Origin of the sequence: Stenotrophomonas sp. 57, from assembly GCF_030291075.1 — a bacterium.
Taxonomy (GTDB): domain Bacteria; phylum Pseudomonadota; class Gammaproteobacteria; order Xanthomonadales; family Xanthomonadaceae; genus Stenotrophomonas.
The window spans coordinates 965,689-989,664 of record NZ_CP127407.1 but is presented as its reverse complement, the minus strand read 5'-3'; the positions used below and the strand labels follow the sequence as shown (position 1 = coordinate 989,664).

14 protein-coding genes and 1 tRNA gene are annotated in these 23,976 nt (G+C 67.4%); 8 read left to right on the top strand and 7 right to left on the bottom strand.

Annotated features, from left to right (window positions below; translation table 11 throughout):
* Nucleotides 1–30 precede the first annotated feature (30 nt).
* Nucleotides 31–540 carry a YceD family protein gene (locus QP512_RS04465; protein WP_164082454.1) on the bottom strand — a complete coding sequence of 170 codons (510 nt, stop codon included), beginning with the start codon at nt 538–540 and terminating at the stop codon, nt 31–33.
* A 113-nt stretch (nt 541–653) separates the two neighbouring features.
* Between QP512_RS04465 and QP512_RS04460 the strand changes: the two genes are divergently transcribed.
* Entirely contained in the window at nt 654–1,223 is a 570-nt protein-coding gene (locus QP512_RS04460) for a Maf family nucleotide pyrophosphatase (protein ID WP_164082455.1), read from the top strand.
* A gap of 282 nt (nt 1,224–1,505) precedes the next feature.
* Here the strand turns inward: QP512_RS04460 and QP512_RS04455 are convergent, their stop codons facing one another.
* The gene (locus tag QP512_RS04455) at nt 1,506–3,347 is read right to left on the bottom strand and encodes a glycosyltransferase family 39 protein (RefSeq protein WP_286071098.1); all 1,842 of its coding nucleotides are present in this window, start codon (nt 3,345–3,347) and stop codon (nt 1,506–1,508) included.
* A gap of 42 nt (nt 3,348–3,389) precedes the next feature.
* Between QP512_RS04455 and QP512_RS04450 the strand changes: the two genes are divergently transcribed.
* Genes QP512_RS04450 through QP512_RS04435 form a run of 4 tightly spaced genes read left to right on the top strand, consistent with a single transcriptional unit; the run spans nt 3,390 to nt 7,756 of the window.
* The gene (locus QP512_RS04450) at nt 3,390–4,343 is read left to right on the top strand and encodes an AAA family ATPase (protein WP_111204530.1); all 954 of its coding nucleotides are present in this window, start codon (nt 3,390–3,392) and stop codon (nt 4,341–4,343) included.
* A gap of 2 nt (nt 4,344–4,345) precedes the next feature.
* Complete coding sequence (locus QP512_RS04445) at nt 4,346–5,290, top strand: DUF58 domain-containing protein (protein ID WP_286071097.1); 945 nt, start codon at nt 4,346–4,348, stop codon at nt 5,288–5,290.
* Entirely contained in the window at nt 5,283–7,232 is a 1,950-nt protein-coding gene (locus QP512_RS04440) for a DUF3488 and transglutaminase-like domain-containing protein (RefSeq protein WP_286071096.1), read from the top strand. Before QP512_RS04445 ends, QP512_RS04440 begins: the two co-directional genes overlap by 8 nt.
* Nucleotides 7,229–7,756 carry a Slp family lipoprotein gene (locus QP512_RS04435; protein WP_014036182.1) on the top strand — a complete coding sequence of 176 codons (528 nt, stop codon included), beginning with the start codon at nt 7,229–7,231 and terminating at the stop codon, nt 7,754–7,756. The genes QP512_RS04440 and QP512_RS04435 overlap by 4 nt, the downstream gene beginning before the upstream one ends.
* Before the next feature lie 103 nt (nt 7,757–7,859).
* Here QP512_RS04435 and QP512_RS04430 read toward each other — a convergent pair whose 3' ends face one another.
* The 4 genes from QP512_RS04430 to dnaX all read right to left on the bottom strand — a co-directional run bounded on the left by QP512_RS04430 (nt 7,860) and on the right by dnaX (nt 11,334).
* Entirely contained in the window at nt 7,860–8,219 is a 360-nt protein-coding gene (locus QP512_RS04430; protein ID WP_286071095.1) for a histidine triad nucleotide-binding protein, read from the bottom strand.
* 66 nt (nt 8,220–8,285) lie between these two features.
* Nucleotides 8,286–8,885: a recombination mediator RecR gene (gene recR, locus QP512_RS04425; RefSeq protein WP_164082460.1), complete on the bottom strand. Its 600-nt coding sequence runs from the start codon at nt 8,883–8,885 to the stop codon at nt 8,286–8,288.
* Nucleotides 8,886–8,967: 82 nt separating this feature from the next.
* Nucleotides 8,968–9,288: a YbaB/EbfC family nucleoid-associated protein gene (locus QP512_RS04420; RefSeq protein WP_010483846.1), complete on the bottom strand. Its 321-nt coding sequence runs from the start codon at nt 9,286–9,288 to the stop codon at nt 8,968–8,970.
* 6 nt (nt 9,289–9,294) lie between these two features.
* A complete protein-coding gene (gene dnaX / locus QP512_RS04415; protein ID WP_286071988.1) occupies nt 9,295–11,334 on the bottom strand; it encodes a DNA polymerase III subunit gamma/tau in 2,040 nt (679 codons plus the stop codon).
* Between the two features lie 144 nt (nt 11,335–11,478).
* Here dnaX and QP512_RS04410 point away from each other — a divergent pair.
* The 3 genes from QP512_RS04410 (at nt 11,479) to QP512_RS04400 (ending at nt 12,926) form a co-directional block, all read left to right on the top strand.
* Nucleotides 11,479–11,571 (top strand) — tRNA-Ser (locus QP512_RS04410).
* A gap of 549 nt (nt 11,572–12,120) precedes the next feature.
* Nucleotides 12,121–12,462 carry a hypothetical protein gene (locus QP512_RS04405; protein WP_286071094.1) on the top strand — a complete coding sequence of 114 codons (342 nt, stop codon included), beginning with the start codon at nt 12,121–12,123 and terminating at the stop codon, nt 12,460–12,462.
* 20 nt (nt 12,463–12,482) lie between these two features.
* Nucleotides 12,483–12,926, top strand: coding sequence for a GNAT family N-acetyltransferase (locus tag QP512_RS04400; RefSeq protein WP_286071093.1), 444 nt, complete (start codon nt 12,483–12,485; stop codon nt 12,924–12,926).
* Nucleotides 12,927–12,983: 57 nt separating this feature from the next.
* On the opposite strand, the gene QP512_RS04395 is transcribed toward QP512_RS04400, so the two are convergent.
* Entirely contained in the window at nt 12,984–23,882 is a 10,899-nt protein-coding gene (locus QP512_RS04395) for an autotransporter-associated beta strand repeat-containing protein (RefSeq protein WP_286071092.1), read from the bottom strand.
* Nucleotides 23,883–23,976: the final 94 nt, after the last annotated feature.

Here is a 23,976-nt window from a genome sequence, read left to right as displayed (position 1 = left end):
TCGCCGCAGCCGCCGACGACAATCCGGCTGCTATTGTTTCTTCAATGCCGCCAACGCCGCGAACGGATTGGCTTTCTTTGTTTCTTCTTCGCTTGGCGCCCAGTCCTTGTCGACTGCTTCACCGTCGGGCGACAGCGGTACCACCGGCACCGCCAGCACCAATTCGTCCTCGACCAGATCCAGCGGCTTCAGCTGGCCATCTTCCGGCACCAGCAACGCCTCGTACTCCTCCGGCAGGGACGATTCCTCGTCCTCGTCGCGGATCAGGCCAAGCCTCTGGGTCACCTTCACCGGCAACAGGAATCGCTGCATGCTGCGCTGACAGGTCAGCGGCAACGCGGTGTCGATGGTCAGTTCCACATAGGATACCCGCAGGACTTCGTCGCGACCGAATTCAAGCGAGTAGGAACACTCGCCGTCGGTATCTGCGACCAGCCCCTGCAGGCGGGTCAATTCAGCCAGGGAAACCTGGCCGTCGAAGCGCCTACGCGCTACGACCATTCGCCAAGCATCCAGCGATTCGGGCACGTTCGCGGACATAAGCCGCTGAATACTAAGGATCGGGGCGGCGGCTGTCAAATGCCCGCCATACAGGACTTGCCGCTGGCGCTGCGCACGGGCCAGACTGCCGCGCCCTGCCCCGGAATTGTCGCATGTCACTGGTACTGGCCTCCACCTCCCGCTATCGCCGCGAGCTGCTGCAGCGGCTGGGCCTGCCCTTCGACTGCGCACGCCCGGAGGTGGATGAAACCCCTTTGAACGGCGAGGCCCCGCTGGCCGTGGCCACGCGCCTGGCCACGGCCAAGGCGGCCGAGGTAGCGGCCCGCTACCCGGGCGCCTGGGTGATCGGCTCGGACCAGGTGGCGAACCTGAACGGGCAGCCGCTGGGCAAGCCGGGCACGGCCGAGACCGCCTGTGCGCAGCTGGCGGCGATGTCCGGGCAGACGGTGCGCTTTCATACCGCCATCAGTCTCATGCGCGACGGAGAATCATTCAGCGCCGTGGATCTCACCGAGGTCCGTTTCCGCACGCTGGGCCAGGAGGAGATCGCCCGCTACGTGGCCGCCGAACAGCCGCTGGACTGCGCCGGCAGCTTCAAATGTGAGGGCCTGGGCATCAGCCTGTTCGAAGCGATCGACAACCGCGACCCCACCGCGCTGATCGGCCTGCCGTTGATCGCGCTGTGCGGGCTGCTGCGCAGGGCCGGCTTCGCCCTGCCGTGAGGGCGGCACACTGATTGCCGGCACCGATTGCGGAAACAGGCCGGGCCTGGACCGGGCAGGACCCAGACCGGGTAGAGCCGACTGTCAGTCGACTATCGCGCGCAGCGCGGGGTTTTGCCGGCGGCCGGAAGAGCAGTCGACTAGAAGAGCAGTCGACCAACAGTCGACTCTACCAACGCGGAGCACCCGACCAACCTGGAGCATGCGACCAACCTGGCACGCGCAACCAACCCGGAGTACGCGACCAACCTGGCGCGCCACCGACCTGGACCGCGCGCCGTCTCAGCGCCTGCGCACCTCGAACGGCTGCTCCTGCCATTCCTCCACGCTGCCATCGCGGCCGTACAGGCGCAGGCCCAGCCAATGCCGCCCGGGCGCCAACGTGGCCGTGTCGAACGCGGCATCGAAGCCGACCGCCGGATGCTGCGGGTCGGTGCTGTCCGGCCAGGTCTGGCGCACGTCGAATGCACGTCCATAGCGCGCGTCGCCGACCGAGCGGCCATCAACCAGCACTTCAACCCGTGCCAGGCCGACACCGTCCTTGAATGCCCATCCCTTGATGGCCAGCGTACCGGACACGTTCTCGCCATTGGACGGCGCATCCAGCCACGCCATCGCCGGAGTCACGCATGGACCCGGTGCGCGCTGCGCCGGCAGCCGGAACAGCAGGAATCGCTGGAATCCATGGTCATTGCTGACCACCCGCGGCGCCGGCAACGGCCCCACCTGTTCGCAGATGGCGTGATAGCGCGCCAGCAGATCGCGGTAGCGCTGATCGCTGGGCGACAGCACCAGCAGCTTCGGTGCGGAGCGCTCGCCCTCATGCAGCAGACCCCACTGCACCAGCTGCGCGGTGCGCCCATGCTTGTCGTTCAGCGGGTGCGGCAGCACTTCAATGTTCCCGTTGCCCAACTGGAAGCCCAGCTCGGCCCCCACCTTGAAGTTCCCCGCCAGCACCTGCGTGCCTGCAGGCATCTGCTGGAGTTCTTCGCGCACGGCCACCGCCAACGGCTGCCAGCCGGCGAAATTGCGCGGGTAATACTTGCTGCCCACCAGCTGCTCGCGCAGCGCAGGCGTGGACGCCATCAGGTAAAAGCCGAACGCCAGCACCATGCCAGCGCCCGCCAGCCACCAGCCGGTGCGCCGCAACCAGCGCGGCCAGCCGTTGAGCACCACCGGCACCGCCACCAGCAGGGCCAGGTAGCCCGGCAGCGGCCAATGGAAACTGATGCGTTCGACATCGGTGAAGAAGCCGAGCACGAAGATGCCCAGCGTGGATACGCCACCGACCAGGCCGAAGTAACGCCACTGCGCGCGTGCGCCGCCGCCCCTGCGGGTACCGGCCAGCGCCACCTTCCACATCGCCATGCACAGGATCGGGGTGACCAGCATCGGCTGGATCACCAGGAACCACAGCCCGTTCCATTCGAACGTCCACGGATGGCGCTCAACCACCTGGAATTTCAGGCCCGCATCGTGGTTGTCCGCGTTCCATGCCAGCAATGGCAGCCACGCCATCACGCCCACGGCCAGCGCGACCCATACGCGCGGATCGGCCAGCATGCGTCGCCCCTGCGGCAGCGCCAGCAGCGCGATGAAGCCAACACCGATGACACCGATGAAGCGGTAGTGGCTGAGCGCACCGATCGCCAGACCCAGCGCCAGCTTCATCGCCGAGGATGCATCAACGTTGTGCAGCAGCCGTGCACCGGCGTGCAGGCAGATCACCGCCGCCAGCGCCATGGGCACATCCGGCACCGCCAGCAGGCCCAGCGTCGCCGACAACGGCATCAACAGCGTGAGGCTGCCCGCCTGCCAACCGGCCACGTTGCCGAACCAGCGCGTGGCCGTGCGCACCACCAGCAGCGGCAACAGCGCACCGATGGCCAGGAACGGCAGGCGCAACGCGAGCACATGGTGGCCACCGATCTCCACACCCAGGCGCGCCAGCCATGCGGTCAGTCCGGGAAGGTCCGAATATGCAGCGGCCAGATGCTGGCCTTCCTGCCAGTAGAACGCCTCGTCAACGAACAGTGGCAGGCGCGCAGCCACCACCAGCTTGGCCGCTGTGACCAGCGTCCATAACCAGAGAAATATTGTCCGCGCGCGCTGTTCGCCTTGCATTGCTCTATGGATAATCGAATGGATTCCAGACCTGAGACGATCATGCCAGCCTCGTCCCCCAATCCCAGCATGCTAACCGATCAACTGCGCCAGGCCCTGCGGGAGGCACAGGATCAGGTCAATGCACTGGTGCTGGGCAAGGTGCCGGAAGTCAGGCTGGCCTTTGTCGCCCTGCTTTCCGGTGGCCATCTGCTGATCGAGGATCTGCCTGGCCTGGGCAAGACCACGCTGGCGCATGCGTTGGCCAGCAGCCTGGGGCTCAGCTTCCAGCGCGTGCAGTTCACGTCCGACCTGCTGCCTGCCGATGTACTCGGCGTCTCGGTGTACGAGGCCGGAAGCCGGCAGTTCCAGTTCCATCCGGGCCCGGTGTTCACTCACGTGCTGTTGGCCGATGAGATCAACCGTGCGCCGCCGCGCACGCAGAGTGCGCTGCTGGAGGCGATGGCTGAACAGCAGGTCACGCTGGATGGGCAGACCCATCCCCTGCCCGATCCGTTCTTCGTGATCGCTACGCAGAACCCGGTGGACCTCTCCGGTACGTTCCCGCTGCCGGATTCGCAGCTGGACCGTTTCCTGCTGCGACTGGCAATGGGCTACCCCAGCGCGCAGGCCGAACGCGAACTGCTGCGCGGCACCGACCGTCGTGACCTGATCGCACGTGCTGTGCCGAAACTGGACGACACCCAGGTACGCGCGCTGCGTGAAGCCGTCGGCCAGGTCCATGCCAGCGATGCACTGGTCGATTACGTGCAGGCCCTGCTGACCCGCAGCCGTCAGCACGCCGGCGTGCGCGTGGGCCTGTCACCGCGTGCAGGCCTTGCGCTGCTGCGCGCGGCCAGGGCGCATGCACTTCTGCTGGGCCGCGGCCACGTAGTGCCCGAGGACGTGCAGACCCTGTTCGTGGCCGTGGCCGGTCACCGCCTGGTGGCCGAAGCCGAGTCCAGCTCGGGACCGGCACTGGCGCGGGCCATCCTGCAGACCGTCGCGGTGGATTGAGGGTGGCCACACGCTGGCCACGACTGCAGCTGCTGGCACGCCCGCGCCGGCCTGAAGCACTGCCACAGCGCCTGGACCGCCACCGCATCTACGTGCTGCCGACCCGCTTCGGCCTGTTCGTCGCCACGCTGCTGGCGGCAATGCTGCTGGGCGCGCTGAACTACAACAACAACCCGGCGCTGCTGCTGGCCCTGCTGCTGGCGGCAGCGGCGATCGCCAGCGCCATCGCCGCGCACCTGCAGCTGTCGGGCGTGCAGATCGATGCGATCTCCGCCGAGCCGGTTCCGGCCGGCCAACCGCTGCGCCTGCGCGTGGACCTGTCACTGCACGATCCGCGCGCACGCCACGGCCTGCACCTGCAGCTGGGTGAGAGCGAAGCCTGGACCTCGCTGCCTGCACACGGTCGCGGCGAAGTGGAACTGCAGGTTCCCAGCGAACGCCGCGGCTGGCTGGAACTGCCACGCATCCGCCTGTCCACCACCCAGCCCCTGGGCCTGGTGCGGGCGTGGTCGTGGGTGTGGCCGGAACAGCCGCTGCTGGTCTATCCACTCCCCGAGACGCTGGCACCTGCACTGCCGGAAAGCGGCAACGATCCGTTGCACACCCGCGCCCATGCCAGTGGCGAGGAACTGCATCAGCTACGGCCCTATCGTGCAGGTGATGCACCACGCAGCATTTCATGGAAGCACTCGGCGCGCCGCGACAGCCTGCTGGTGCGCGAGTACGAAAAGCCGGTGGGCATCGACGTCATCCTCGACTGGCGCACGCTGGCCCCCCTGGGCCATGAAGCACGCATCGCGCGCCTGGCACGATGGGTCGACATGGCCGAGCGCGAAGGCCACCGCTACACCCTGTTGCTGCCTGCACATCCGCCGTTCGGGCCCGGGCAGGGCGCCAGTCACCACCACCTGTGCCTGCGCGCACTGGCATTGATGCCGCATGACTGAAACCACGCCCGCGCTCGACCGCAACGCCCGCTACTGGACCCTGGCCAGTGCGGCATTGGCGCTGTTGCCGTTGCTGCTGCAGCTGCCGCCCCTGCTGGCCGGCGTGATCGCGGCTGCAGCGCTCGTGACTGCAGCCCTGTCGTGGCGGAAGGTACTGCCCATGCCGGTGCGCCTGCTGCTGGTGCTGGCCATGCTCGGCGCCATCGTCTGGCAGATGGGCATGGTGCGGCCCGGTCGTGATACCGGCTGTGCCCTGCTGGCAGCGATGCTGGCGATCAAGTCCAGCGAACTGCGCAGCCTGCGCGATGCCCGCAGCCTGCTCGGCTTCGCACTGTTTTCTCCGTTTGCCGCATTCCTGCTCGACCAGGGGCCGCTGACCACGTCGTTGGCCGCATTGGCGGGCGTCAGTGCGTTGCTGGCACTGCAGCGACTGGCCGGGGATGAGGGCCATGCCGGGCACCTGCCGCTGCGTGGGCAGCTGCGCGGTGTCGGCCGCCTGCTGGCGATCGGCCTGCCACTGGCATTGGCCTGCTTCTGGCTGTTCCCGCGGCTGGCGACCCCACTGTGGGGCGTTCCCGAGCGTGCTGTCAGCACACCGGGGCTGTCGGACAGCATGGAACCCGGGCAGTGGCTGGACCTGATGGCCGACGATACCCCGGCGCTGCGCGTGCAGTTCTTCGGTGCAGTACCCGAGCCGACGCAACGCTACTGGCGAGGGCCGGTACTGACCGCCTTCGATGGCCGGCGCTGGACGCGTGACTGGGCCAGCGAGCGACGGCCGGCGGCCGTGGTCGAGGCCGGCGCGCAGGGCTGGGACTACCAGATCGACTACGAGCCCACCGACCGGCGCCAGCTGGTGGCACTGGACCTGCCCAGCCGCGCCCCTGCAGGCAGCACGCTGGATGCGGACATGAGCCTGAACAGCGAGCGGTCGCTGGCGTCGCTGAGCCGCTGGCGGCTGCATTCGGCCCCGCCACGACGCTTCGACAGCACGCTGTCGCCTTATCTGCGACGGGCCGCGCTGCAGCTGCCCAGTGGCTTCAACCCGCGCACGGCCACCCTGGCGCAGCAATGGCGGCAGGATGCCGGCGGCAATGACGAAGCCATCGTGCAGCGCGCGCTGCAATGGATCACTACCGATTTCTCCTACACGCTGCAGACGCCACCGGCCGGGCGTGATCCGGTCGACGAGTTCCTGTTCGGCTACAAGGCCGGCTTCTGCGAACACTTCAGTTCCGCCTTCGTAGTGCTGATGCGCAACGCCGGCATTCCGGCACGCGTGGTGACCGGCTTTGCAGGTGGTACCCGCAACCGGCTTGGCGACTACTGGATCGTGCGAAGGATGGACGCCCATGCCTGGGCCGAAGTGTGGCTGCCGCAACGTGGCTGGGTGCGGATCGATCCCACTGCCGCGGTGGCACCGGAACGCATCCTCGACACCCTCGACGACCGCCTGCAGGCCGGCACCGACAGCGCGCTGCAGCAGCGCTGGCTGCAGTTGGGGCAGATGGGCGACTGGCTGCGCCGCGGCTGGAACGACCTGGTGCTGTCCTTCGATGCGCGCCGCCAGCAGCAGCTGCTCAAGCCGCTGGGGCTGGACAACCTCGGGCCTGGACAGCTGGTCGCGGGCTTCGTGGTGACCACGGTGCTGGCCTTGGCGTGGATGGCCTGGCTGCTGGCCCGTGGCGAGCGCGAACGCGACCCGCTGCTGCGCGCCTGGCATCGACTGGGCCGGCGCTATGGCCGCCTCGGGCTGGCCCGGCATCCCCATGAAACCGCGCGGGACTGGGCGCAGCGGGTGCACGCGCAGCGCCCGGATCCGGCCCTGCTCGCACTCAGCCAGCGTTTCACCGACGCGCGGTACGCTGGAACTTGCACCGACCTCGCTTCATTATTGCGGGACCTGCGCAGGCATCGCCCGACTTCCGGAGCCTCCCCATGAACACCAAGTTCCTCCTCACCGCCGTGGCCACGCTGGCCCTGTCGGCCTGCGCCACGGCCCCGAAGCCGCTGCAGGGACAGTTCAGCCTGGTCTCTCCCCGCGATTCGGTCGCCACCCAACAGGTCGGCACGCCGGTCCGCTGGGGCGGTCGCATCATCGAAACCAAGCCCGGCCAGGGCGAGACCTGCTTCCAGATGATCTCGCGCCCGCTCAACGCCAGTGGCCGCCCGAACACCACCTCGTCCGACGCCAGCGACGGTCGCTTCATCGCCTGCCGCGCCGGTTTCTACGATCCGGCCGTGTTCGAAGCGGGTCGTGACGTGACCTTCATCGGCAAGATCGACGGCTACCAGAACACCCGCATCGGCGAGTACGACTATCGCCTGCCGAAGCTGTCGGCCGATGTCATCTACCTGTGGCCGGAACAGCGCCAGGTCGATGTGGTGCCCTACCCCTATGGCCCATGGGGCCCGGGCCCGTATGGCCCGTACTGGGGCGGCTACGGCCGTTGGGGCTGGTGGTGATCGCCACCTGCCACGCGCAATGAAAAAGGCCGCCTTCGGGCGGCCTTTTTTCATCAGCGCATGGCGTGGATCCACTACGAGGCGATGGCGGATACCGGGCGCATCAACGGCCCGGCGCACCGAAATGGCCCAGCGGACCACCGGCCAGCAGGTGCATGTGGATGTGGAACACGGTCTGCCCGGCATGCTCGCGGCAGTTCATCACGATGCGGTAGCCGTCCTGTGCGAAACCCTCGCGGCGCGCGTACTCGGCGGCGGCCAGGGCCAGCTTGCCGATCAGGTGCGCCTGCGACGGCTGCAGGTCGTCCAGGGTAGGGATGATCTCGTTCTTCGGAATGAACAGCACGTGCACCGGCGCCTGCGGTGCGATGTCCTTGAAGCCCAGCACCTCGTCATCCTCGTAGACGATGGTGGCCGGGATCTCGCGACGGATGATCTTGCTGAAGAGGGTTTCGGTGCTCATGTTCGGCCTCGGCGGGGTGTCATCCCCATTGTAGGCCGGCCGCGCCGGGCGATGCCCGGCGGATGCTCAATCGCGGAATTCGCTGCGCGTTCCGAACGCATGCGACAGAGTGCCGCGGTCAACGTATTCAAGCTCGCCGCCGAGCGGCAGTCCCTGCGCCAACCGGCTGGGCTGCACCTTGCGCGCGCGCGCCAGCTGCGCCAGATAGTGCGCTGTGGCCTCGCCCTCGACGGTGGCACTGGTGGCGATGATCAGTTCCTGCACCTCGCCTCCGGCCAGGCGCTGCTCCAGCTGCTCAAGGCCCAGCTCACGCGGGCCGATGCCATCGAGCGGCGACAGACGCCCTTGAAGCACGAAGTAGACGCCGCGGAAACCGGTGGCGTTCTCGATGGCCAGGCGATCGGCCGGCGATTCGACCACGCACAGCTGGCTGCGCTCGCGGCTGCTGTTGGCACAGGTGGGGCACACCTCGGTTTCGCTGAAGTCGCGGCACTGCGCGCAATGGCCGATACGCTCCACCGCCAAGGCCAGCGTCTCGGCCAAGCGCTGGCCACCTTCACGCTCGCGCTCCAGCAGGTGGTAGGCCATGCGCTGCGCGGTCTTCTGGCCGACGCCAGGCAGCACCCGCAACGCGTCGATCAATTGTTCAAGCAGGGGTGCGGACACGGCGGCAGGCTTTCATGACGTCGATCAAGCTCGACGGCTACAGGTTCCGTGGCACCCGCTCGCACGGGTGCCACGCCGGAAATCAGAACGGCAGCTTCATGCCCGGCGGCAGCTGCATGCCGGCGGTGGCCGAACCCATCTTCGACTTCGACTCGGCATCGATCTTGTTCGAGGCGTCGTTGAAGGCGGCGGCGATCAGGTCTTCCAGCATCTCCGGGTCGCTGGCCAGCGACGGGTCGATGCGCACTTTGCGGCATTCCTTGGCGCCGGTCAGGGTCACGCTGACCATGCCGCCACCGGCGCTGCCGGTCACTTCGATCCTGGCGATTTCTTCCTGGGCCTTCTGCAGGTTTTCCTGCATCTTCTGGGCCTGCTGCATCAGTTGGGCGATGTTTCCGCGCATGGTGTCTTACTCGTCAAAAGTACGGATGGAATCGGAAACAACCCGGGCGCCGTGCTGCTGGATCAGCACCTGCACTTCCGGGTCGTCCATGAAAACGGCCTCTGCTTCCTGCTGCCGCTCGCCACGCTGGCGGTCGGCACGCTGGTGCAGGGTCTCGGCCGGAACGTGTTCGGTTTCCACGGTCTCGACCACGATCTTCGGCGCCTGGCCCAGGGCCTTTTCCAGCATCTCGCCCAAGGCGGCCAGCGCGCGCTCCGAGCGCAGGTATTCAAATCCGGGCGAAAGGCCCAGTTTCAAGGTCCCGTGCTGGCAGCTGATGAACGCGGCATTGGCGGCCAGCTGGCGCGATGGGCCGCTGAGACCACTGTTGGCGACCAGATCCAGCCAGTCCTCGGCCGTGGCCAGCTCGCTGACGCCATCCTGCGGCGCGGTATCACGCGCCGGGATCGGTTCGGCTGGTGCAATGGCGATGCCGTCGGCGCGGAACGGGCGCTCGGGCTGCGCAGGTTCGCTGGAGACCGCGACAGGAGCCGGCGGCTCATGCCAAGGCGCGACCATGGCGGCCTCCGGGCCGGCCATCTCGGCCACCAGTGCCGCATCACGGGCATCGGCTTCATCGGTGGCCCACGGCGGCAGGTCGTCGCCCGTTTCTGCTTCCGCGGGCGGCACCGCTGCTTCGGCCTTTACCGGCGGCGGCGACACGGGCTCTTCCACCGGAACCGGCTCGGCTTCCGGCGTCGGGTCAGGTTCGGGGTGCGGGGCCGGCTCCGGCTCGGGGTCAGGTTCCCGCGGCGCAGCCTGGGACGGCGCGGCCACCTGCGTCGCCGGGGCCGGGCCCGCCTGAGCGGCGGCAGCGGCCGGCGTCGCTTCGTGGGTACCCGCGCCGCTGCCTCCACCGGCGACGTTGCCGCCTGCGGCACCTTCAACCGACTTCGGCACCGGCGGTACCGCAGCAGCCGGACGGAACGCCAGCATGCGCAGCACGGCCATTTCAAAGCCCGCACGCGGGCTCGGTGCCAGCGGCAGGTCACGGCGGCCATTCAAGGCCATCTGGTACCAGAGCTGCACCACTTCCGCGCGCAGGCGCTCGGCGAATGCGGTGGCATCCAGGCCTTCGGCAACGGCCGCACCCGGCACCAGCTGCTGCACCTGGATGCGGTGCAGGCCTTCGGCCAATGCTTCCAGCACGCCACTCCAGTCCGGCGAGAACTCGGCCAGTGCGGCCACTACCTGCAGCAGGCGCGGGCCATCGCCCTCGGCCAGCGCATCCAGCATCGCGGCCACCTGGGTGCGGTCGACCGTGCCCAGCATGGTGCGCACCACGTCCTCGCGCAGCGCGCCGCCGGCATAGGCGATCGCCTGGTCCAGCAGCGACAGGCCGTCGCGCAGGCTGCCATCAGCGGCCTTGGCCAGCTGCACGATGGCACTGCCGTCGGCCTCGATCTCTTCTGCCGCCAGGATGCGAGTCATCTGGCCCTGGATCTGGTCCTCATCCAGGCGCTTGAGGTTGAACTGCAGGCAGCGGCTGAGCACGGTGACCGGCAGCTTCTGCGGGTCGGTGGTGGCCAGCAGGAACTTCACGTGCTCCGGCGGTTCTTCCAGCGTCTTCAGCAGCGCATTGAACGCCGCCTTGGACAGCATGTGCACTTCGTCGATCAGGTAGACCTTGTACTTGCCACGCGAAGGCATGTACTGCGCGTTCTCGATCACCTCGCGCACGTCGTCCACGCCGGTGTTGGACGCGGCGTCGATTTCCAGCAGGTCGATGTAGCGGCCGGCGTCGATGTCCAGGCAGGCCGCACACTGGCCACACGGATCGGCGCTGGTGCCCTGTTCGCAGTTCAGCGACTTGGCGAAGATGCGCGCGATGGTGGTCTTGCCCACGCCGCGGGTGCCGGTGAACAGGAACGCATGGTGGACCCGGCCGCTGTCCAGCGCGTTGCTGAGCGCACGGACCACGTGTTCCTGGCCCACCAGCTCGGCAAAACGCTTCGGACGCCACTTGCGGGCAAGGACGAGGTAGGACATCAGGCCACCGTTCTCCATCGGATGTTCCATTGTGCCATGCCTGTCCAGCCCCCTCGCCTCCGGCACGTCCTTCGCGGGTTCCTGGCTGGGGTGCTTGTGAAGTGCCGCGCAGCCCGCTAGAATCTGCGCCCCTGCTGAGGCGTTTGCCGATGGCAGGGATCCGGAGAGGTGTCCGAGTGGTTGAAGGAGCACGCCTGGAAAGTGTGTAAGCGTCTAAACCGCGCTTCGGGGGTTCGAATCCCCCTCTCTCCGCCAGTTAACTGAAAAAGGCTGCCCTTACGGGCGGCCTTTTTCAGTTAACTGGCGCGGGACGCGAAGTGCGCTGCGCGCGCTTCGCCCCAAACGTTGCTGCGCAACCTTTGGGCCCCTCCCTTTGCCTGCCTCTCCCCGCCCCTGTCGGAGCAGCCCCTCAACAGAGGGGCTTGTTCCTCCAGACCGATCCGATCCACGCCATGCGTGGATGCTCTTCGCGCCGCCCCTGCCTCCCCACGTGCGCCTTAACCAAGCTGGCGCGGGACCCGAAGTGCGCTGCGCGCTTCGCCCCAAACGTTGCTGCGCAACCTCTGGGCCCCTCCCCTTGCTGCCTCTCCCCGCCCCTGTCGGGGCAGCTCCTCAACAGAGGGGCGTGTTCCTCCAGTTGCGTCAGTAGACCCGCGCCATGCGTGGATGCTCTTCGCGACGGACCACGCCTTCCGTACGCCACCAAAAAAACTGAACGAAACCTTAAATCCGCCATCGTAGGCGTCTTCATCCTTCAACCACAGCCTCAACGGGGGACCGGGGGATGCGGACACCAATTCCACCGTGGTTGCCGGCTGGCCGCAGTTCGCCAACCGATGGCTCGACAAGCGCCTGCAGAACGGCAACGCCAACATCAAGCGCATGGGCGGCAAGACCGACCTCTACATGCAGGCGATCCTCACCGCGCTGCCAGGGGCCCTGTTCTTCCTGATGCCGGTGTTCGCGCTGGTGCTGCGCTTCGACTACATCCCGCGGCCGATGGGCTACCTGGAACACCTGGTGGTGGCGCTGTACAGCCCTGGTCAGCTTCGTGGTGATGTACGCGGTGCTGGCCGGCATTTCGGCGTAAGCGGGAACACGCAGGGCATGTCGGCAGCGAATCCACGCATGGCGTGGATCTACTGACGATCGTCTATCGTGGGTGCATGACACTCCGCCTCTACCGCCCCGCCGATGCCAGCGCCTGCCTGTCGATCTTCGACAGCAACGTACCCACCTATTTCGCGCCCGAAGAGCGCAGCGACTTTGAACGCTTCCTGTGCGAACAGGCCACGGACTGTGCATTCCAGGTCATCGAGCGCGATGGCAGCATCGTGGCCTGTGGTGGCCTGTCGCGCTGCGGCGATGGCAGCGCCGGTTTCTGCTGGGGCATGGTCGAGCGCGCGCTGCATCGCCAGGGAATCGGCCGCGAACTGGCGCTGGCACGCCTGCGCCAGGCCGAAGCGGCCCCGTCCATCGCCCGTATCACGCTCAGCACCAGCCAGCACACCCAGGGGTTCTACGCCGGCCTCGGTTTCCAGGTGACACGGGTGGTACCCGATGGCCACGGCGCCGGCATCGACGCCGTGGAGATGGAGCGGAGGGTATAGCCCTCCGCACCGGCCCGGATCCACGTCGCGCGTGGATCCCTTGCTGCCCTACTCCCCTCAGAAGCCCACGCGCAGGTTGATCTGCCCGCCGACATCGCGGCGACCATCGCCGTGCTGGCCCTGCACGAACATCGACAGCTGGCTGTTGCGACCCAGCCCGACCGCCACGCCCACCTGGCTGACCAGTGCATTGCGTGCCATCACCGCACTGTAGACGTCGAACGCGTTGCCACCGACGGCGAAGCGGTTGCGGCTGGCCACATCGGTATCACCCGACGCGTGCTGCCACCCCAGGCCGACTGTCAGCTGCGCCGGGAAGCGCTCGCCACTGCCCACGTCCCAGCGGCCGCGCACGCCCACGGTACTGACATTGAGCGTGTCCTTACCGCCTTCCAGCACCAGCGCGGCGTTACCACCCTGCTCCTCCGCGCGATCGCTGTCGACCCAGTGCCTGGTGAACTGCACGTACGGCTGCAGCTGGGTCCGGCCGTGGGTCCAGGTCCAGCTGCCTTCCACCTGGGCGATGGTCACGTCCGAATCCTGGCGGCTGTACAGGGTCTGGCCCAAAAGCGGCACCTCACGCGTGGTGCGCGTGCGGTAGTCGCCGCGCGACACGCTGCCACCGACCGCGAAGCCGTTGTTCCACTCGCCCTGTGCATACAGGCCGAAGGTGTTGCCACGCAGGCGGGCCCGCGAGCTGCGATCGTACAGGCGCGTATCCAGGCGTTCGTTGCCGGCGGCTGCGCCCAGCACCACATGCTCGCCCAGCTGCCAGTCCACACCGGCCATCAGTGCATTGCGGTTGGCGCGGATCTCATCGCCATTGCCATCGCCATCCTGCTTGAACACCTTGCCGCTGCCGGCCAGCCAGGCCGAAGCGCGCTCGCCACGCACGGTCGGCAGCTCACTGCCCAGGCGCTGGCGGATGCCCTCTTCCAGGTAGTTGTCGTACAGCAGCACTGCACGGCTGGCTGCATGCACTTCACCGGACAACTGGTCGAACGCGCTGCGCGCGGTGGCCGCGTCATAGATCAGCACCGTGTTGTACAGGCCCAGCGCCGGACCACTCTGCGGCAGGCTGTCCAGCGCGGCCGCGGTGTTGTACTGGTTGCGGCTGTTGGCCACCGAAGTGAACGCCGCGGTCTGCGCCACGTCGATCTTCAGGTTGGCGGTGTTGGCGGTGTAGACCGGGGTGATGGTCAGGAACGCCGACGGCGAAGTGGCGGAAGCGAACTGCCCGCTCACCCCACCGGCCGCGTTGACCACCGTGTACTGCTGGCCCTGCTGGTAGCTGGTGCTGGGCGAAATGGTGTTCACCTGCACCGTGCTGCCGCCCACCGTCGCGCCGCCACCGACCTGCACGGTATCGCTGCCGGTGGCGCCCAGGTCGATGCCCAGCGTGCTGCCCGGCGACAGGGTCAGGTTGCCGCCCACGGTGATCGTACCGGTGCCGTTGCCCGCACCACTGCCGTTGCCCGGCCCGTTGCCCGGCGACAGCACGCCGCCGCTGGATATCGTTACACCGCCGCCGCTACCACCGATGGTGCCGGTGCCGGACAGCGTGGTGCCGCTGCCGATGGTCCACTGGCCACCGATGTTCCCGGTGACATTCAGGCCGCCGCCGGTGACCTGGCCGGTGCCACTGAAGCCACCGCTGTTGCCGCCCAGGTTCAGGCCACCCGGACCGGCCTGCACGATGCTGCCGCCGCCGCTGATGGTGCCGCCCAGGGTGGTGGTACCGCCGGTGTTGATGATCAGGCCACCGTTGTTGGTGATGTTGCCGGTGATCGAGCCGCTGGCGCCGCCGTTGCCGACCTGCACGGTACCGCCGGCATTGATGATGGTGCCGCCGGTGTAGGTGTTGTTGCCGGTCAGGGTGACGGTGCCGGTACCCGCCTGGGTCAGGCCGCCACTGCCGCTGATGGTGCCGCCGACCGTGGTGTTGCCACCGACGTTGAACACCAGGCTGCCGTTGTTGCTGACGTTGCCGGCAATCGATCCACTGGCGCCGCCGTTGCCAACCTGCAGCGTGCCACCGGTGTTGATGGTGGTGCCACCGGTATAGATGTTGTTGCCGCCCAGGATCAGCGTGCCGCTGCCGGCCTGGGTCAGGCCACCGCTGCCGCTGATGGTGCCGCCGACGGTGGTGTTGCCGCCGACGTTGAACACCAGGCTGCCGTTGTTGCTGACGTTGCCGGCAATCGCGCCGGTCGCGCCACCGTTGCCGACCTGCAGGGTGCCACCTGTATTGATGGTCGTGCCGCCGGTGTAGGTGTTGTTGCCGGTCAGGGTCAGCGTGCCACTGCCGGCCTGGGTCAGGCCGCCGCTGCCGCTGATGGTGCCCCCCAGCGTGGTGTTGCCCGCCACGTTGGACGCCAGCGCACCGTTGTTGGTGATGTCGCCGACGATCGAACCGGTCGCACCGCCATTGCCCAGCTGCAGCGTGCCACCGGCATTGATGGTGGTACCGCCGCTGTAGGTATTGCTGCCGGTCAGCACCAGCGTGCCGCTGCCAGCCTGGGTCAGGCCACCGCTGCCACTGATGGTGCCGCCCAGCTGCGTGTTGCCGGCCACGTTGGAGATCAGCGCGCCATTGTTGGTGATGTCACCGGCAATCGAACCGGTGGCGCCGCCATTGCCCACCTGCAGCGTGCCGCCACTGTTGATGGTGGTGCCGCCGGTGTAGGTGTTGCTGCCGACCAGGGTCAGCACACCGGCACCGGCCTGGGTCAGCGCGCCGGTGCCACTGATGGCACCAACGACCGTGGTGTTGCCGGCCACGTCGAACACCAGGCTGCCGTTGTTGGCGACGTTGCCGGTGATCGCACCGGTCGCACCGCCATTGCCCACCTGCAGCGTGCCACCGGCATTGATGGTGGTACCACCGGTGTAGGTGTTGTTACCGGTCAGGGTCAGCGTACCGGCGCCGGCCTGGGTCAGGCTGCCGCTGCCGCTGATGGTGCCGTCCAGCGAGGTGCTGCCGGCCACGTTGGAGACCAGTGCGCCGTTGTTGGTGATGTCACCGACGATCGCACCGGTCGCGCCGCCATTGCCCACCTGCAGCGTGCCACCGGCATTGATGGTGGTACCGCCGGTGTAGGTGTTGTTGCCGGTCAGCACCAGCGTGCCGCTGCCGGCTTGGGTCAGGCCACCGCTGCCGCTGACCACGCCACCCACCGTTGCCGTGCTGCCGAGGTTGTAGACCAGGCTGCCGTTGTTGGTGATGTCACCCAGCACCGAGCCGGTGCTGCCGCCGTTGCCGATCTGCAGCGTGCTGCCACCGTTGATGGTGGTGCCACCGGTGTAGGTGTTGTCGCCACTCAGGGTCAGCGTGCCGGCGCCGCTCTGCACCAAGCCGCCGGTACCACCGAGGACGCCGGCAAACGTGGTGCTGGCGTTGTTGCCGCCGGTGGTCAGCGTTGCACCGCCCAGCGCCACCGTGCTGCCAGCAACACCGGCCAACCCACCGATGCTCTGGTTGCCGCCGGCGCTGATGTCCAGCGTACCGGTGCCGGCCAGGTTCACCGTGCTGGCACCGGACAGGCTGCCGCCCGCGCCCACCGCCAGCGTGCCGCTGTTGATGGTGGTAGTGCCGGTGTAGCTGCTGGCGCCGGTCAGGGTCAGGGTGGCCGCGCCATCCTTGGTCAGGCCGCCCGCGCCGGAAACCGCACCGCCCAGGGTCAGGTCGTTGCTGCCCAGCACATCCAGCGTCGCGCCGGCGCCCAGCGCAACGTCGTTGGCCAGGGTCACCGCCGCATTGGCATCCAGCGAGCCGTTGCCGGCCACGGTCAACGCCCCCGTGCCGAGCGCGGCATTGTTGCCGACCACCAGCCCGCCCGCATTGAGGGTGACACCACCAGTGAACGTGTTGGCACCACCCAGCGTCTGCACGCCAGCTCCGTCCTTGATCAGGCCACCGGTGCCGCCGATGCTGCCATTGAACACGCTGTTGCCGACGCCACCGAGGGTCAGCGTGTTGCCGCCCAGGGACACGTTCGAGCCCGTCACGCCCGCCAGCGAGCCGATGCTCTGGTTGCCACCGGCACTGATGTCGAAGCTGGTGCCCGCGTTGGCGAGGGTGACTGCGCCGGCCGGGGACAGGCTGCCGCCGAGACCGATCGCCAGCGTGCCGGCGTTGATGGTGGTGCCGCCGGTGAAGGTGTTGGTACCGGTCAGGGTCTGGGTGCCGGTGCCTTCCTTGATCAGTCCGCCGGTACCCGCCAACGAACCGCCGAAGGTGCCGTTGGTGGCATCACCGATCGTCAGCGTGTTCGCGCCCAGGTTCACCGTGCCGTTGCCGATCAGTGTGCCGAACTGCTGCGTACCGGCACCGGCCGACAGATCGAAGGTCGCGCCGGCAGCCAGGTTGACGATGCCATTGGCGTGCAGGCTCGCGCCCGCGCCCAGTGCCAACGTACCTGCGTTGATGTTGGTTCCGCCGGTGTAGGTGTTGGTGCCGTTCAAGGTCAGCGTGGCTGCCCCCTCCTTGGTCAGACTGCCGGTGCCGCTCAGGCTGCCATTGAGGGTGAGATTGTTGCTGCCCAGCACGGTCAACGCGTTGTTGAGGACGAAGTTGTTGGCAAGGATGACCGCAGTATTCGAATCGAGCGTCGCAGCGCCGCCGACCGTCACCGTACCGGTACCGAGCGCGGCATTGTTGCCGACCACCAGGCCACCGGCGTTGAGCGTGACGCCACCGCTGAAGGTGTTGGCACCGTTCAGCGTCTGCACGCCGGCGCCGTTCTTGACCAGGCCGCCGCTGCCGTTGATCACGCCGTTGTAGGTGCTGTCAGCGACGCCGCCGAGGGTCAGCGTATTGCCGCCCAGCGCCACTGTGCTTCCGGCCACGCCGGCCAGCGAACCGATGCTCTGGCTGCCGCCGCCGGAGATGTCCAGCGTGCCGGCACCGGCCAGATTCACCGCACCGGTGGATGCCAGGCTGCCTCCGGCACCAATGGCCAGCGTGCCGTTGTTGATGGTGGTGCCACCGGAATAGGTGTTGGCGCCGGTCAGGGTCACCGTGGCCGCGCCGTCCTTCACCAGGCCACCGGCACCGCTGATGACGCCCCCCAGGGTCAGCGCATTGCTGCCGAGCAGGGTGAGGTTGTTGCCGGAAGAGAGGTTGATGGCGTTGCCAAGGGTCACTGCCAGGCTGCTGTCCAGCGTCGCGTCGGCGCCCACGTCCAGCGCCCCCGTACCCAGCGCGCTGTTGTTGCCAACCACCAGGCCGCCGCCGTTCAAGGCCAGGTCACCACTGAACAGGTTGGCGCCACCCAGGGTGAGGATGCCCACGCCGTTCTTGACCAGCCCACCGGTGCCGGAAATCGCACCGTTGAAGGTGCTGCTGTCGGCGCCGCCGAGGATCAGCGAGTTGGCGCCGAGGCTGACCAGGGAACCGGTAACGCCGGACAGCGAACCGATGGTCTGGTTGGCACCGGAAGCGGAGATGTCGAAGCCCGCACCGGCCGCGGCCACGTTCACCGCACCGGTCGGGGACAGGCTGCCGCCGAGGCCGATCGCCAGCGTGCCGGCGTTGATGGTGGTGCCGCCGGTGTAGGTGTTGGTGCCGGTCAGTGTCTCGATACCGCTGCCGACCTTGGTCAGTCCACCGGTGCCGGCGATCGAGCCACTGAAGGTGCCATTGGCAGCGCTGCCCACTTCGATGTTGTTGGCACCGAGGTTGACCGTACCATTGCCAACCAGCGTGCCAAACACCTGCGTGCCGTTGCCGGCCGACAGGTCCAGCGTGGCGCCGGTGGCGAGATTGACGGTACCGCTTGCGGCCAGGCTGGCCCCGGCGCCGAGCGCCAGCGTACCGGCGTTGACGTTGGTACCACCGGTGTAGGTGTTGATGCCGTTCAAGGTCAGCGTTGCGCCACCGTTCTTTGTCAGGCTGCCGGTACCGGAGAGCACACCGTTGAGGGTGAGTGCGTTGGTGCCCAGCACGGTCAGCCCGGCATTGAGCACAACGTTGTTGGCCAGCGTCGCCAGTGCAGTGGTATCCAGCGTGGCCGCGCCGCCAACGGTGAGTGCGCCGGTCCCCAGCGCCGCATCATTGCCCAGCACCAGGCCGCCGGCATTGAGCGTCACGCCGCCACCGAAGGTGTTGGCACCGGACAGGGTCTGCACCCCGGCACCGACCTTCACCAGGCCACCGCCCCCGCCGATCACGCCATCGAAGGCGCCATTGGCCGCGGTGCCGAAGGTCAGCGAATTGCCACCCAGCGTCAGCGTGGTTCCGGCCACACCGTTGAGCGCACCAATGGTCTGGTTGCTCGTTGCACCAGAGATGTCGAAGCCGGCACCGGCATTGCCGAGCGTGACGTCGCCTGCGGCGGCCAGGCTGCCGCCCGCACCCAGCGCCAACGTACCGGCATTGATGGTGGTACCACCGCTGTAGGTGTTGGCACCGTCCAGTGTCAGCGTGGCGGCGCCGTTCTTGATCAGGCTGCCATTGCCGGACACGATGCCGCCCAGGGTCAGCGCGTTGCTGCCCGGCACGGTCAGTGCCACGCCCGAGCCAAGGTTCACTGCGTTGCCCAGCGTCACCGCGGCGCCGGCATCCAGCGAGGCACTGTTGTTCACCGCCAGCGTGCCGGTACCCAGCGCACCGTTGGCGCCCACCACCAGGCTGCCGCCGTTCAAGGTCAGGCCGCCACCGAACGTGTTGGTGTTGTTGAGCGTCAGCAGACCAGGGCCGTTCTTGATCAGGCTGCCGTTGCCGCTCAGCACGCCGCCGAATGCAACGTCACTGGTCCCGCCCAGGGTGAGCTGGGTGCCGGCACCGAAGTTCACCGCATTGGCGAGGTTCAATGCCACTGTGCTGTCGAGGCTGACCGTGCCACCGATGCCGAGCGCGCCGGTCCCCAGCGCATCGGCGTTGCCCAGCTGCAGGCCGCCGGCATTGAGTGCCAGGCCACCACTGAAGGTGTTGGCACCGGACAGCGTCTGGATGCCGGTACCGGTCTTGACCACCCCACCCGTGCCGCTGATCACGCCATCGAAGGTGGCGTTGGCATTGGTGCCGAAGGTCAGCGAATTGCCGCCCAGCGTCAGCGCGGTTCCGGTGACACCATTCAGCGCGGCAATGGTCTGGTTGCCGCTGGCGCCGGAGATATCGAAGCCTGCGCCGACATTGCCAAGGGTGACATCACCGCCAGCGGCGAGGCTGCCGCCTGTGCCCAACGCCAGCGTGCCGTTGTTGATGGTGGTGCCACCGGCGTAGAGATTGGCACCGGCCAGGGTCAACCGTGCCGCGCCGTCCTTGATCAACCCGCCGACGCCGAACACCGGCCCGCTCAGTGTCAGGTCGTTGCTGCCCAGCACTGTCAGGCTGGCACCCGCGGCGAGGCCGATGCTGTTGCCCACGGTCAGTGCCGCACTGGTATCCAGCGAGGCACTGCCACCGACGTTCAGCGCCCCGGTACCGAGCGCGCTCGCATTGCCCAACTGCAGCAGGCCGGCGTTGAGGCCGACACCACCGGAGAAGGTATTGGCGCCATTCAACGTCAACGTCGAGCCGCCGTTCTTGACCAGCTCACCGGTACCGGCGATGACACCGCCCAGGGTTACGTTCTCGGTGCCAAGCAGGTTCAGTACAGTGCCTGCGCCCAGGTTCACCGCATTGCCCAGGTTGAGCGCCACACTGCTGTCCAGCGTCGCGTTTGCCCCAACATTCAAGGCGCCCGTGCCGAGTGCACCGGCATTGCCCAGCAGCAGGCCACCGCCGTTGAGCGCGAGGCCGCCAGTGAAGGTGTTGGCACCGTTGAGCGTCAGCGTGCTGGCGCCGTTCTTGGTCAGGCTGCCCGCGCCCGATACCACGCCGCCGAGGGTGATGGCCTGCGTGCCCGGCAGCGTCAGTGCGGCGCCAGCACCCAGCGCGATGGTGTTGCTCAGATTGAGCGCCGTCGCTCCATCCAGGGTCGCCGAACCATTGACGTTCAGTGCACCACTGCCCAGCGAGGCGCTGCTGCCCAGCAGCAGGCTGCCAGCGTTGAGCGTGAGGCCACCACTGAACGTGTTGTTGCCGTTCAACGTCAGCAGCGACGCACCATTCTTGACAAGGTTGCCGGTGCCGGCGACCACGCCGCCCAAGGTCACGTTCTGCCCGCCCAGCAGGTTCAGCGAACCGGTCAGGTTCACCGCATTGGTCAGATTCAACGCCGCAGTGCCATCGAGCGATCCGTTGCCGCTGACCGTCAGCGCACCGGTGCCAAGGGCGCCGTTGTTGCCCAGCAGCAGCCCACCCGCTGCCAGGTTCAGGCCCCCGCTGAAGAGGTTGGCGCCGGACAACGTCTGCGTGCCGGCCCCTTGCTTGACCAGGCCACCGGTGCCGGTGATGACGCTGGCCAGCGTCTGGTTGGTGGCATCACCAAAGGTGAGCGTGTTGGCGCCCAGCGCCACGGTCGTGCCGAGCACGCCGGTGAGTGCACCCACGGTCTGGTTGCCCGCCGCGGAGATGTCGAACGTGGCACCGATGCCACCGAGATTGACGCCGCCGCCGGCAGCAAGACTGCCACCGGCACCGATCGCCAGTGTTCCTGCATTGATGGTGGTGCCGCCGGTGTAGGTGTTGGCACCGGTCAGGGTCAGCGTTGCGGCGCCATTCTTCACCAGGCTGCCAGCGCCGCCGATGACACCGCCCAGCGTCAGCGCGCTGCCTCCCAGAATGTCGAGCGAGCCACCAGCGCCTAGATTGATGTTGTTGCCCACACTCAACGCCGAGCTGCCATCGAGGGTCACGGCTCCGCCGACGTTCAAGGCCCCGGTTCCCAGCGCGCTGCCATTGCCCAGCAGCAGGCTGCCTGCATTGAACGCCAGCCCGCCTCCGAACGTATTGGCACTATTGAGCGTCAGGCTTGCCCCGCCATTCTTGATCAGGCCCCCATCGCCACCGATCACGCCGTTGAAGGTGAGCGCCTGGTTGCCCAGCAGATTCAGGCTGGCCCCGGCACCGAGGTTGACGGCATTGGTCAACGCCAACCCGGTCGTGCCGTCCAGCGTGGCATTGCCGCCGACGGACAGGGCGCCGCTGCCCAACGCTGCCGCGTTGCCCAGCAGCAGTCCACCGGCGTTGAGTGCAACGCCGCCGCTGAGGTTGTTGACACCGGACAGCGTCTGCACGCCCGTACCCAGCTTGATCAGGCCACCTGTGCCGGCGCCGAAGGTGCCGCTGTAGCTGGTGCTGCCCAGCCCGCCCAAGGTCAGCGTGTGGCTGCCCAGATTGACTGCGCCGCCAAGGCCGGCCAGCGAGCCGATGGTCTGGTTGGCCGCTGCCGTCAGGTCCAGCGTGGTGCCGACGCCCAGGGTCACCGCACCCGTGGGTGACAGGCTGCCGCCCGCGCCAAGCGCGAGCGAGCCACCGGCAAGGCTGAAGTTGCCGGTCAGCGAATTGGCACCGTTCAAGGTAAGGGTGCTGGCTCCATTCTTGACCAGGTTGCCGGCACCGGAAATCGCGCCGTTCAATGACAACGGGTTGTTGCCCAGCAGGTTCAACGAGCCACCGGCGTTGATCACCAGGTTGTTGGCCAGGGCGAAATTGGCCGTCGTATCCAGCGAGGCGCTGCCACCGACGGTCAGGTTGCCGCTACCGAGCGCACCGGCATTGCCCAGCACCAGGCCGCCGGCATTGAGGTTGACGCCACCGGAGAACAGGTTTGCGCCACCGAGAGTAACAATGCCGGTGTTGTTGACCGTTAGTCTGCCAGCACCTGACAGCACGCCATTCAAACCGAACGCATTGGTTCCGGCCAGCGATAGATTGCCGCCGAGGTTGAACGCATTGGCCAGATTCAGACCGGCCGTGGAGGATGCGATGGCACCGCCATTGGCGGTGAACAGCCCTGTGCCGAAGGAACCGGCATTGTTGAAATTGACCAGGCCATCATTGAGCGTGGTCGTACCAGCCCCCGCCCACGCACCCTGCAGGTTCCAGGTGCCGCTGTTGACGGTGAGCTTCTGGAAGTTGAGGTACTGGTTCCAGCCCAGCGTGGTCACCGCTCCACCGGTGCCGGACCCCGGACCGCTGACGACGTTCTGCAACACCAGCGTGTTGTTGGCCGCACCACCGCCGGTACCGGCGTCGACCGATCCCGCAGCCGCAACCTTCACCCCGGTAACACCGGTAATCACGCCGCCAAGAGCGCTGCCGCCACCGGTCACAACGCTGGAACCCGACACTGCGGTGAAGGTATTGCCGCCGGTTGAATCACCCAGGTGAACGCTGCCACTGACCGCCCCCGCGTTGAGGAACGTATTGCCGCCAGAAGCGCCCAGGCCGACACGCCCGTCGATGGTGCCGGTGTTGGTCACATTGGCTGCCGCACCACCGTAGGTCACCACCGTGGTCGCGTCGGAAACGCTGCCTGCGCCGATCAACGACGTGCTGATCAGGCCGGCGTTGTTGATGGTGGTGGTGCCGTTGACATTCTGTGCCACCAGCGCCTGTCCACCGAAGCCCAGCAGCGTTGCGATGTTGACGACACCCTTGATCTGTCCGCTGGCGTTGTTGTTGACGACAATCGCGCTGTTGTTGGCAGAGCCATTGCCGATGACAAGGCCAGGCGAGGCGAGGACGATCGAGCTCGGATCGATCGTGCCATTGTTGTTGACCGTCACGTTGTCGCCGGTCAGCGTTGCTGCGTTGCCTCCACCTACGATCGGCGGTGTACGCAGCAACGCACCCGCAGCGATGTTCAGCGTGAGGCCGTTGGTCGCGTTGGAGTAGTTGTTGATGTTGGTGGTGCTGTCGCAGTTTACGGTCGTGGTGCCCGTGCACGCTGCGAATGCCGATCCGCTGGCCAGTGTGGCGGCCAACGCCGCCGCCAGCTGGTGAGCCCGCAATCGCGGCACCCGCCCTGCGCTGACCGCGCTTCCGCCGGGATTCTGGGCGACCTCCGAAGCAACCTGCATTACGCCGAGGGCGCGATTGAAAACCAGACGGTAAATGCGGTTCATCGGCAAATCTCCATGAAAAGACCGGATGGCACTGCGGGCAGGTTTTTTTTTGAAGACGATGCGTCCCTTCCCGGCTCCCGGAACGGGAACAAGG